The organism is Methylobrevis pamukkalensis (assembly GCF_001720135.1).
GTDB classification, from domain to species: domain Bacteria; phylum Pseudomonadota; class Alphaproteobacteria; order Rhizobiales; family Pleomorphomonadaceae; genus Methylobrevis; species Methylobrevis pamukkalensis.
The window spans coordinates 1-10,835 of sequence record NZ_MCRJ01000132.1 but is presented as its reverse complement, the minus strand read 5'-3'; the positions used below and the strand labels follow the sequence as shown (position 1 = coordinate 10,835).

The window sequence follows — 10,835 nt, the reverse complement described above, 5'->3', positions numbered from 1 at the left end:
ACATGCTTGTCGCCGGGCTGACCATTGCGCAAATGCGGATGAAACAGCCGCTCCTTCTCAGCCGGATCCGGTTCGCTGACGAGCCTCTGCCACCGCCGCGCCAGCGTGTCCCGATCCGGGGCGATCACCCATGTGCGACCCGGCATCACACCTGAGCCATCGTAGGCAAACAGAGCCTTCAGCGGCGCAAACTCCGCCCACTGACCTTCCGCCTCCGGGAAGAACGGGCCGCGCCAGTCGGAAGGACAGTTTTCCCAGCCGCCGTCGTCGAGCCCGAGGGCGGCGAGCGCCGCGAACTTTTCCTCCCGGCGTCCCTCCGGCAACGAGCGGAACCGCACGCGGCCCGGTGCGGCGACATCCTTGCCCTTCTTTCGCGCGGCAAGGATGATGCACACGGGATGCTGGACACCCTGAAAGACACGTGTCGCCACCTCCGGCTGGTGGCCCTCCGGCGAGCAGTCGATCACCCAGATGTCGGTGCAACTGGCGCGCAGGTCGGCCCGCATCTTCTGGAAACCCTGCCCGTTGAGGAAGCCCGCCACGGTGATGAAGCAGACGATGCCCTCCTCATCGCGGTCGGTCCGACCGGTGGCGTCGCGCCAGCCGGCGCCAAACACCTTGAGGCTCGCCCAGCGCCAGAAGTAGACGTAGAGATTCTTCAGATGCTTGGCATGGGCGCCGACATGCCACTCGGTCGGGGGCCGCCACCATTCCATCGGCGCCGGTCGGCCATTCGAGCCATGCTCGATCCAGCCGCCAAGGCCGTCCGCCTTTTCCTTGTAGGGCGGGTTGCCGATCACGACAGTGATCTTCTCGTCGCGCTTGATCGCATTGGCCGAGCGCCGCGACTGCGCCACCGGCTGCATCATCGCCGGGATGTATTCTTCCTCGGCGAAGGGATTGCCGAGCGTGTCGGTGATGAACAGCTTCGGCACGGGAAGATCGCCGAGGGCGCCGGCGTCCTCCATCAGTTCGGCATATTCGGCGAGCAGGCGAAGCTGGGCCACCGCGAAGGGCCCGAACTGCAACTCGAAGCCGATCAGGCGCTCGGCTGCACTCTCCAGCGCGCCGGGTACGCTGCCCGGCCCGAGATCGTCGCTCGCCGTCTGCGCGATCTTGCGCAACACGCCGAGAAGAAAGGTGCCGGTGCCCACCGCCGGGTCGGCAATGGTCACGTCCGGCGCCGCGAGCCCGGAGGGCCGTCCGAACAGCGACCCGCGCAGGGCGTCGTCCACCAGCCGCACCATGGTGGTCACGACCTCCGGCGGCGTGTAGTAGGAGCCGGTCTTCTTGCGCAGCCCGTTGTCGTAGACTCGAGGAAATGTTCGTAGAAATAAAGCCAGGCATCGGCCTCGCCCTTGCTGAGCTTTCCCCAGTCCACCTCCTCGAACACGCGCGCCATGGTGCCGAGCGAGGTTTCAAGCGCCTTCATGATGGTGTCGTCATCGGTCAGCAGGCGCAGAGCGGTGCCGATCAGCGAATTGGACTTGCGCAGCGCCGTGGCGGCCTGATCGATACCGCTTGCGAGCGAGATGCCCCGCGCTCGCGCGATCAACAGGCCGAAGGTCACGGCCTAGGCGTAGCCGTCCGCAAAGCTCGCATCGTCCGCTTCCGGGAACAGCAGCCGCCGCCAGTCCTTGGCCAGACCCGTCAGACCGGCATTCTCCTTGCGCAACTGCTCGCCCACCTCCTCGCGCAGCAACCGGCACAGCCGGGCGCTGACCTCGGCCAGCCGCTTCGGGCTTTTCGGCGAGATCGGCTGCCAGGACAGGAAGTCGGTGACGAGCATCACCAGACCGGGCGGCGCCGTGAGCTTGTCGCCCGAAGTTTCGACATCGCCGTCGAGGCGGATCACGTCGCCGACGCGGTCGCCATCACGCCAGAGGCCGAAGCTGTTGCCGTCGGTGTAAAGAAGGTTGGGCAGCGACTTCAGCCGCTCCCACTGCGCCTTGTCGTGCTTGTCCTTAAACGTCCGAGGATTCGCGCCCTTGCCCGGCGCCTTCAGCTCGATGAAGCCAACGAGGGCGTTGAGCACCGTGACCGCATAGTCCGGGCGGGTTCGATCTTCGGACAGGCTGGTTTCGCCGACGAGGCCGACCGCGCCGGGCTGATGTCCGGCGATCAGAGCGAGATCGGCAAGGAGAACTTCAAGTGGCCCTCGAAGCTGGTCCTCCGGGGCGCCACTGATCGCGACATTCGACAGCTTCGCCTTCGTTCGCTTGCCGAAGGCGGAAACCGCCTGCTCCAGTGTCGGAACGACCATGTGATCCCCGCCCGCCGAATCGATCAGCTTTTCCCCGGCTGGAAACGGTAACGGGCACCCGGCCTCTCCTCAACCAGTTTGACGCCCCCTACTCCCGCAGCAACTCCACTGGGGCGGTCAGGATCGTCAGCGGGGTGGTGATGATGATGCCGGCGGCGCCGCCCACCGTGTTGCCGAGGCCGCGGCCGAACTGGCCGAAGCGGTCGGAGAGGGTGCTGTCCCGCTCGTAGTCGAGGTCGTCGCCGGCGGCGAGGCGCTGTTGCAGGGCCTGGACGAAGCCGGAGCCGACGAGGGCGAACTTGGAGTGGTTGAGGTCGTCCACCCCTTGCACGTTGGTGAGGTCGATCACCACGACGCCGAGCTCGGCGATCTCGCTGTCGTTGTCGTAGCCGCCGACGCGCGGCCGATCGCCGGCCAGCAGGGCGGAGACCCGGAGCGCCCGGTCGTCGCGCGAGATCAGCATCAGGAACGGCTTCTTCGGCTGGCCGTAGCGGCGCATCTGCGACTTGAACACGTCGACGTCGATGTCCGGCGAGGCGAGCACCACCTGGTCGAGCCGGCCGCCGAGATCCGGATCGCCGCCGATCTTCGCCTGGCGCAGCGCCTCCACCGCCACCCAGTTGCCCATGGAGTGGGCGAACAGGGTGATCTTCTCCGCGCCCGAGCGGGCGGCGATGTCCATCGTCTCCTCCAGCGCGTCGCGGGCAACCGTGGCGCTGTCGCGGTCGTAGACATATTCGATGACGCGGCCGCGCGAGGCCCAGGTGAACAGCACCGGCACGCCGTCAAAGCCGGTGTCGTGCACCATCTGGGTGAGGCGGTAGACGCCCTCGTCGAAGGTGGTGTTGAAGCCGTGGACGAAGAGCAGCACGTTGCGCTGGCCCCTGGGCTTGGCCATCACGGCCTTGCGCATCCGCGCCGCGAAATCCGCCTCGCTGTCCACATAGCCGCGCGAGCGGGTGACGAAGTCGGTGGCGGGATCGCCGGGCGGGCGCTTCGGCCATTCGACGTTGCCCGGCTCGTGGGTCGGCGGCACCGACACGGCGACATGGGCAAAGTCGAGATCCGGCACGTCCTCGTCCAGCGAGCGGCGCTCGCCGGAGAACATGGCGTTTGCCACCTCGCTGCGGCCGCGGGTGGTGGCGACGAAGATCTCGTGTTCCGTCGCGCCGGGCGCGACCACGTCGTTGACGACGAGCATGCCCTCCGGCCGGCCGGCGCAGGCGGCAAGCAGCAGGGTGACGACAAGGACGAGGAGCGGACGGGTCTGCGTCATCGGATAGGCGTGCTCGTGCAAGGGGCTGCCGGGGCAGCGGGAGGCTAGCTGTGTTACGCGGGCCACGCCAGAGCGGACCCGTGGCCGACAATCTTCTCGCCAACATGTCGCGGCGGGTGTATCGCTCGTCGCCCGGCCCGGCATCTTCCGCGCCGCGCTTCGGACCACCGTGTCATGACCGTTCTCGCCGCCGCCGACCGGCACCGCAACGCCATCGTGCTCGGCGTGATGCTGATGCTTCTGGGCGATTTCATGTTCTCGCTCAACGACGCGATCGGCAAGTGGCTGATGGGCACCTATGGGGTCGGCCAGGTGCTCTTGCTGCGCAGCCTCGCGGCGATGGTCGTGCTGGTGCCGCTCGCCTGGTCGGCGGGCGCCGCCGGCCTGTTCCGGCTGGAGCGGCCGGGCCTGCAGGTGGCCCGCGCGGTGCTCTCCACGCTGGAGATCGTGCTGTTCTACGCCGCCGTCGCCAGCCTGCCGCTCGCCGACGTGATGACCTTCTATCTCGCCGCGCCGATCTGGGTGGCGGCACTCTCGCCCTTCGTGCTGGGCGAGAAGGTCGGCTGGCGGCGCTGGAGCGCGATCGTCATCGGCTTCGTCGGCGTGGTGGTGGCGCTCGGGCCGTCGTCGGCCAGCCTGTCGCTGCCGGCGCTGCTGTCGATCGCCGGCAGCTTCGCCTTCGCGATGATGATCCTGCTCAGCCGCCAGCTGCGCGCCACCTCCGACACCGCGCTGGTGTTCTGGCAGACGATCGGCGCGCTGGTGGCCGGGCTGGTGATCGCGCCCTTCGACTGGATCGCGCCCGAAGGCGGCGACCTGATGCTGATGGGCCTGCTCGGCGTCGTCGCGCTCGCCGCGCACATGCTGATCAACCGGGCGCTGAAGCTCGCGCCGGCCGCGGTGATCGCGCCGATCCAGTACACGCTGCTGATCTGGGCGCTGATCCTCGGCTACCTGTTCTTCGGCGACCTGCCGGACATGTACACCGCGATCGGCGCGGTGATCATCGTCGGCGCCGGCCTGTTCATCTTCGAGCGCCAGAAGAAGACCACCGGCGTGCCGAAGGAGCAGGTGCAGGACATCGCCTGAGGGGTGGGCCTGCGAGCGTCGATCACCTGCGCCGGGAGGTCCCCTCATCCGGCCGCTGCGCCGCCACCTTCTCCCGCGAGGGAGATGGAGTTCGGCAGGCGCTGCATCCGGGGCCACGCCCTCGCGCCGCTTGCCAGTGCTCGGCCGGCTGACGCATAGTCGCCGTCCGTCCTGCCCAGAGCGCTTCCACCGTGACCTCGAATTCCGTTGCCCCCGCCCGCCTTGCCGCCGTGATCGCGGCCGAACGCGACCGCTACGCCGCCCGCAATCCAAGCTCGCGCGTGGCTGCCGAGGCTGCCATGCGGCACATGCCGGGCGGCGTGCCGCTGCACTGGATGAAGGACTGGGGCCTGCCGTTCCCGCTTGCCGTCGCCTCGGCCAGCGGCGCGGAGATCACCGATGCCGACGGCCATGTGCTGGCCGACTTCTGCCTCGGCGACACCGGCGCGATGTTCGGCCATGCGCCGCCCCCCGTGGTGGCGGCGATCCGGGCGGCTGCCGGGCGCGGCCTCACGGCCATGCTGCCGAGCCTCGACGCCGGCCCGGTCGGCGATCTTCTTGCCGACATCTTCGCCCTGCCCTTCTGGCAGACCACCCAGACCGCGAGCGACGCCAACCGCGCCGTGATCCGCTGGGCGCGGGCGATCACCGGCCGGCCGAAGATCCTCGTGTTCGAGGGCTGCTATCACGGCCAGGTCGACGACGTGTTCGTCACGACCGATGACGAGGGCCGCACTGCGCTCCGGCCGGGCCTCGTCGGACAGGTGACGGACCTGACCCGCACCGCCGTCTGCGTGCCGTTCAACGACATTGCCGCCGCGGAAGCCGCGCTTGCCGCCGGCGACATCGCCCTCGTCCTGACCGAGCCGGCGCTGACCAACACGGCGATGGTGCTGCCCGCGCAGGGCTATCTGGAGGCCCTGGCCGCGGCCTGCCGGCGCGCCGGCACGCTGCTCGCCATCGACGAGACGCACACCATCTCCACCGCCCGCGGCGGCTATGCCAAGGCCCATGATCTGGCGCCGGACTTTCTGGTGGTCGGCAAGCCGATCGCCGGCGGCCTGTCCGCCGCCGTGTTCGGCTTCACGGAACGCATCGAGGCCGGCATGCGCGCGGTCGATGCGGCCCGCCCGTCCGGCTACAGCGGCATCGGCACCACGCTGTCGGGCAACATGCTGGCGCTCGCCGCCATGCGCGCGACCCTCGAGGAGGTGATGACGCAGGCGGCCTACGACCACATGCTGGGTCTCTCGGCCGTGCTGGCCGAGGGGCTTGCCGCCGCGATTTCCGCCCATGCCCTGCCGTGGACCGTGACCCGGCTCGGCGCCCGGGCCGAGATCGTGTTCTCGCCCGTGCCGCTCGCCGACGGACGCGCCGCCGCCCGCTCGATCGACCACGATCTCGAAGGCGCGCTGCATCTCTTTCTTCTCAACCGCGACGTCATGGTGACGCCGTTCCACAACATGACGCTGGTGTCGCCGGCCACCACCCGCGGCCACGTCGACCGGCTGGTGGCGGTGTTCGCCGAGGCGCTCGACACCCTCCACGCCTGAAGGATCCCATCGATGACCGCCCCTTTCGCGCGCCCGGAGGACGAGGCCGCGGCCTATCTCGCTGCGCATCCCGACACCGTGCAGATCGAGGCCTTCCTCACCGATCCCTGCGGCGTGCAGCGCGGCAAGATCCTGCGGCCCTCGGAGCTGAAGGGCGCCTATCGCGACGGCCGGCCGCTGCCCTGCTCGATCCTGTCGCTGGACACCAACGGCGCCGATGTCGAGGGCACCGGCCTGCTCTGGGAGGAAGGCGACAGCGACCGCCCCTGCCGGCCGGTGCCGGCCACGATCTGCCCCGCCCCGTGGCGCGCGACGCCGTCGGCGCAGGTGATCCTGACCAGCTTCGAGCCGGACGGACGGCCGAGCGAGGCCGATCCGCGCCACGCGCTCGCCCGCGTCGTCGACGACCTGAAGGCCAGGGGCCATCACCCGACCGTGGCGGTGGAGCTCGAATTCTACCTGCTCGACCCTGCGGCCGCCGCCGAACTCCGCGCGCTGCCGGCGAAGGCTGCCAACGGCTTCCGGCCGGAGAAGCTGCAGGCCTATCTGATGCAGGATCTCTCCGACTTTGCGCCCTTCCTCGACGACGTCTACGCGGGGGCCGCAGCCATGGGCCTGCCGGCGCGCACGCTGATCTCCGAATATTCCCCCGGCCAGTTCGAGATCGTGCTGGAGCACCGCAACGATGCCCTGCGGGCGGCCGACGATGCGATCCTCTACAAGCGGCTGGTCAAGGGCATGGCGGAGAAGCACGGGCATCTGGCGAGCTTCATGGCCAAGCCCCACGCCGACTGGTCCGGCAGCGGCATGCATCTCCACGTCAGTCTGGGCGACGCCGACGGCAACAATCTCTTTGCCGGCGGGGAAGCGACCGACAACCGGCTGCTGATGGCGGCGATCGCCGGGCTCGAGGCGACGATGGCCGAGGGCATGGGGATCTTCGCGCCCAACGCCAACTCCTTCCGCCGCTTCCGGCCGAATTCCTATGCCCCGGTCGGGCCGGCCTGGGCGATCGACAACCGCACGGTGCCGATCCGCGTCACCTCCGGCCCGCCGAAGACCCGGCATCTGGAACACCGGGTCTGCGGCGCCGACGCCAACCCCTATCTGGCGCTCGCGGCCGTGCTGGCCGGCATGGCCGAGGGCATCGAGAAGGATCTGGCCCCTACCGCGCCGATCACCGGCAACGGCTATGACCAGATCCCGGCCACGCTGCCGCGCCACTGGCCCGAAGCGCTGCGCCGCACGCGGGGCTCGGAGGTGCTGAAGCGCCGGCTCGGGGCGCGGTTCATGGACATCTTCCTCACCATCCGCGAGACCGAGTGCGACCGCTTCCTGGCGGAAATCTCCGACCGGGACCACGCCTGGTACATGCGGCTCGCCTGAGCCGGACATGGAAACGGCCGGGACAGACCCGGCCGCTTCGTTCGTCATGAGGGCAGATCAGGGCCTGTCCGGCCGCAGATCACTCCGCGTCGGCGGGGGCATCCGCCGGCGGGGCATCCGGCGCGTCGCCCTGCTGCATCATCGGGCCGGGACCACGCTCGCCGCCGCGCTCACCGCGCTCACCGCGCGGACCCCGCTCGCCATCACGCTCGCCGCGCTCGCCGCGCGGGCCCTTGCGGTGCTCGCCGTCGCCCTTGCGGTGGTCGCCGCGGGGACGATCGACCCGGGTCAGGACGCCGTCGCCGTCGCGGTCGAGACGCTCCATCATCCGGTCGGTGCGGCGGTTGAACTCCTCCTTGGAGATCTGGCCGTCGCCGTTGCGATCAAGGCGCTGGAAGTCGCGCACGACCTTGAGATCGTGTTCCTTCAGCCAGAACTGCTTGTAGAGGTCGAGGGAGATGCTGTCGCCCGACGGCGCGGCCTCGGAGAAGCGGCGGTCCTGGACGGCGGCGATCTCTTCCTTGGTGATCCGGCCGTCCTTGTCCGCATCGAAGCGCTTCATCAGCTGTTCGGCGCCCATCTTGCCGTGGGGGCCATGGGGGCCGTGGTGCGGACCGCCATGGGGACCACCGTGCGGGCCGCGGCCTTCCGACATGCCGTGGCGTTCCCAGCGGCCGTCTGCGAAGGCGGCACCGGCGGTGCCGAGCGCGAGGACGGCGGCGAGGGTGGCGGCGATCGCCTTGGTTGCGGTTTTCATGGTCTTTTCTCCCATCGTGTTGCAATTCCTGTCACCGGGCCTGCCGGTGTCACGAGTTGAAGATGGGCGATGAACGTCGCAGAACTACGTCGGGAATCGGCTCATTGGTCGCAAGATGTGCCCTGCCGGGGCCGGCGTACATTTCGATACACTTCGCCGCTCACGGCCGGGCAGCGGCCCTCCTATTGTCCGGAGACAGGACAGGCGGGCGGATCCCGCCCCGCGAAGGCGACGCCTTGCGCAGCAGAGGGCAGCCGCGACCCGCAGGGACGGCATGAAGCGAGCAAAATGACGGAGACACGCATATCGGCGAGCGGAGAACCGTGCGGCAGACGCGGGCAAAGGGCAGAAATGCGCCGGGCGCGGCCTGCGTCGGCGGTTGCCTGCCGTGGTCACGGCGCGGCATCGGGCCTGCTGCCGGACGGCACGCGCGGGGGAAACGGCCTAGACGGTGAAGTCGATCGAGTTCAGGCTTTTCAGGGCCTCTTCCGCGGCCTCGACGCGCCGGTTGGCTGCGGCGGCCTGCAGCGACAGGGTGATCTGCGAGGCTGCCGCCGACTGCACGGTGGAAAAGGCGCTCTGGATGGCGCTGCGCTGGGCCGACCAGAGGTTCTTGGCCTGGGCGGTGTTGGCCGCCGTCTTGGTGGCGCTGCGGTTCTGCTGCCAGCTCGGCGTGTGGATGTAGGATTTCGCGCGCCCGAGCGTGTAGCCGTATTTCGAGATCGCCATGTCGCTGTCCGCCCTTCTGGCAGTCGCGACGCCTCGCCTTGCAGCAGACGTCCAGCGTCCAGTATCGGCCCGGAAACAGAACAAACGGTAAAGGCGACCGGATCAGGCCGTCTCGTCGACCGTGCCGCCGAGGGTGGACATGTCGATCGGCTTCAGGCTGCCGAGCACGCTGTCGAGCGAGGACACCTGCTCGCGCTGGCGCACCTGGCTCATGAGATTGTTGAGGGATCCCGCCGTCGCGTCCACGCGGACATAGAAGGCGTTGCGCAGCAGCGAGCTCTGCTGCGACCAGAGGTTCTTCGCCGCGGCCTGATTGAGCTGCGAGCGGTTGCGCGGCTGGTAGCGGCCGTAGCTGTCCAGCCGGCTCGTCGAAACGCCATACGTCTTCATGACCGCCTTCGCCTTCCTGGCTACGGACCTGATCAGCTGTGCGCCGGCCATCCGGGCCGGGTGGAAAAATCCGTCCGGCGAGCCTACAGAGCCATGGTTACCGAGATCTTAATGGTCCGGCGCCTTGCAGGCGTCCGGCAAGGAGTGCCGGCATGACCGAGACGACCAGCCACATCCTCGTCGTCGACGACCACCGCGACATCCGCGACCTGATCGCCCGCTATCTGGCGCGCAACGGCCTCAGGGTCACCACCGCCGACAGTGCGGCGAGCGCACGCAAGCTGCTCAAGGCCGCGGCGATCGATCTCGTCGTGCTCGACATCATGATGCCGGGCGAGGACGGCCTGTCCTTCTGCCGTCACCTGCGCGAGACCGGCGAGACGCCGGTGATCCTGCTCACCGCCATGGCCGAGGACACCGACCGGGTGGTGGGCCTCGAGATCGGTGCCGACGACTACGTGACCAAGCCGTTCAATCCGCGCGAACTGCTGGCGCGGATCCGTGCCGTGCTGCGCCGCACGTCCAACCCCGCCCGGCCGCGCGACGCGGTGGAGGCAAGGAAGCTCGCCTTCGACCGGTTCCTTCTCGACGTGCAGCGCCGCGAGCTGATCGACGACGAGGGCGTCGCCACGGCGCTGTCCACCGCCGAGTATCAGCTGCTCACCACCTTCCTGAAGCGACCGCACATGGTGCTCGGCCGCGAGCAGCTGCTCGATCTCACCAGTGGCCGGTCGATGGCGGTGTTCGACCGCTCGATCGACAACCAGGTCAGCCGGCTGCGCAAGAAGATCGAGGCCGATCCGAAGAACCCCATGCTGATCAAGACGGTGTGGGGCGGCGGCTACACCTTCGCCGCGGACGTGACGGAGGTGGAGACGTGACGGTTTTCGGCCGCAGGATCCCGCTCTACCCGCGCAGCCTCGCCGGCCAGCTGATCGCCCTCCTGCTCGGCGCACTGATCGCCGGCCAGGCCATGACCACGCTGCTGCTGGTGGACGAGCGGCGCTCGGCCGTGCAGTCGGCCAACCGCGAGCAGATCCTGTCGCGCACGGTCTCGCTGGTGCATCTGCTGGCCGAGACCCCGGCGGAGATGCACGAGCGCATCCTCACCACGGCGAGCAGCGCCAACCTCGCCTTCACCGTCGGCCCCGAGCCGAGCGTCGACCGGCCGCCGCGCTCGCGGCCCGAGCGGACCGTGGCCGAGACGCTGCGCGAGATGCTCGGCAGCGACGCCGACGTGCGCGCCGACATCGACGTCGACCGGTCGCGGCTGTCGCCCCGGCCCGGCCGCGCGACCGAGGACGGCGTCCGCGACCGGCGAAAGCGCGACGACGGCGCCCGTGGATCGGCCGACGGACCGGAAGATGGTCCGGGCGCCAGCGACGACGCCGA

Annotated in this window: 10 protein-coding genes and 2 pseudogenes; 5 read left to right on the top strand and 7 right to left on the bottom strand. The window is 69.3% G+C overall.

Annotated elements, in window-relative coordinates:
• The 4 genes and pseudogenes from A6302_RS24815 to A6302_RS17565 all read right to left on the bottom strand — a co-directional run.
• Positions 1–1,247: pseudogene (locus A6302_RS24815) on the bottom strand (type ISP restriction/modification enzyme); the annotation flags it as partial.
• Between the two features lie 5 nt (positions 1,248–1,252).
• Complete coding sequence (locus tag A6302_RS24810) at positions 1,253–1,570, bottom strand: hypothetical protein (RefSeq protein ID WP_069308135.1); 318 nt, start codon at positions 1,568–1,570, stop codon at positions 1,253–1,255.
• 3 nt (positions 1,571–1,573) lie between these two features.
• Complete coding sequence (locus A6302_RS24805) at positions 1,574–2,263, bottom strand: hypothetical protein (protein ID WP_069308134.1); 690 nt, start codon at positions 2,261–2,263, stop codon at positions 1,574–1,576.
• An 88-nt stretch (positions 2,264–2,351) separates the two neighbouring features.
• A complete protein-coding gene (locus tag A6302_RS17565) occupies positions 2,352–3,539 on the bottom strand; it encodes an alpha/beta hydrolase (RefSeq protein WP_069308133.1) in 1,188 nt (395 codons plus the stop codon).
• Between the two features lie 174 nt (positions 3,540–3,713).
• Here A6302_RS17565 and A6302_RS17560 point away from each other — a divergent pair, with 174 nt between their 5' ends.
• The 3 genes from A6302_RS17560 (at position 3,714) to A6302_RS17550 (ending at position 7,567) form a co-directional block, all read left to right on the top strand.
• Positions 3,714–4,628, top strand: coding sequence for a DMT family transporter (locus tag A6302_RS17560; RefSeq protein WP_069308132.1), 915 nt, complete (start codon positions 3,714–3,716; stop codon positions 4,626–4,628).
• A gap of 191 nt (positions 4,629–4,819) precedes the next feature.
• Positions 4,820–6,181 carry a transaminase gene (locus A6302_RS17555; RefSeq protein WP_069308131.1) on the top strand — a complete coding sequence of 454 codons (1,362 nt, stop codon included), beginning with the start codon at positions 4,820–4,822 and terminating at the stop codon, positions 6,179–6,181.
• Between the two features lie 12 nt (positions 6,182–6,193).
• Positions 6,194–7,567, top strand: coding sequence for a glutamine synthetase family protein (locus A6302_RS17550; protein ID WP_069308130.1), 1,374 nt, complete (start codon positions 6,194–6,196; stop codon positions 7,565–7,567).
• Positions 7,568–7,646: 79 nt separating this feature from the next.
• Here A6302_RS17550 and A6302_RS17545 read toward each other — a convergent pair whose 3' ends face one another.
• From A6302_RS17545 to A6302_RS17535, 3 genes are all read right to left on the bottom strand, one after another.
• Positions 7,647–8,324, bottom strand: a complete 678-nt coding sequence (locus A6302_RS17545; RefSeq protein ID WP_069308129.1) for an EF-hand domain-containing protein — start codon at positions 8,322–8,324, stop codon at positions 7,647–7,649.
• Between the two features lie 444 nt (positions 8,325–8,768).
• Positions 8,769–9,053: a hypothetical protein gene (locus A6302_RS17540; RefSeq protein WP_069308128.1), complete on the bottom strand. Its 285-nt coding sequence runs from the start codon at positions 9,051–9,053 to the stop codon at positions 8,769–8,771.
• Between the two features lie 102 nt (positions 9,054–9,155).
• Positions 9,156–9,443, bottom strand: coding sequence for a hypothetical protein (locus A6302_RS17535; RefSeq protein ID WP_069308127.1), 288 nt, complete (start codon positions 9,441–9,443; stop codon positions 9,156–9,158).
• 152 nt (positions 9,444–9,595) lie between these two features.
• Here A6302_RS17535 and A6302_RS17530 point away from each other — a divergent pair, with 152 nt between their 5' ends.
• Both A6302_RS17530 and A6302_RS17525 read left to right on the top strand, forming a co-directional pair.
• Positions 9,596–10,324, top strand: coding sequence for a response regulator (locus tag A6302_RS17530; RefSeq protein ID WP_069308126.1), 729 nt, complete (start codon positions 9,596–9,598; stop codon positions 10,322–10,324).
• Positions 10,321–10,835: pseudogene (locus A6302_RS17525) on the top strand (hypothetical protein); the annotation flags it as partial. The gene A6302_RS17530 and the pseudogene A6302_RS17525, both read left to right, overlap by 4 nt.

Coding starts and splice junctions, on each gene's coding strand:
- A6302_RS17540 (WP_069308128.1), bottom strand. CDS start 9,053: ATGGCGATCTCGAAATACGGCTACACGCTCGGGCGCGCGAAATCCTAC.
- A6302_RS24805 (WP_069308134.1), bottom strand. CDS start 2,263: ATGGTCGTTCCGACACTGGAGCAGGCGGTTTCCGCCTTCGGCAAGCGA.
- A6302_RS17565 (WP_069308133.1), bottom strand. CDS start 3,539: ATGACGCAGACCCGTCCGCTCCTCGTCCTTGTCGTCACCCTGCTGCTT.
- A6302_RS17535 (WP_069308127.1), bottom strand. CDS start 9,443: ATGAAGACGTATGGCGTTTCGACGAGCCGGCTGGACAGCTACGGCCGC.
- A6302_RS17550 (WP_069308130.1), top strand. CDS start 6,194: ATGACCGCCCCTTTCGCGCGCCCGGAGGACGAGGCCGCGGCCTATCTC.
- A6302_RS17560 (WP_069308132.1), top strand. CDS start 3,714: ATGACCGTTCTCGCCGCCGCCGACCGGCACCGCAACGCCATCGTGCTC.
- A6302_RS17545 (WP_069308129.1), bottom strand. CDS start 8,324: ATGAAAACCGCAACCAAGGCGATCGCCGCCACCCTCGCCGCCGTCCTC.
- A6302_RS17530 (WP_069308126.1), top strand. CDS start 9,596: ATGACCGAGACGACCAGCCACATCCTCGTCGTCGACGACCACCGCGAC.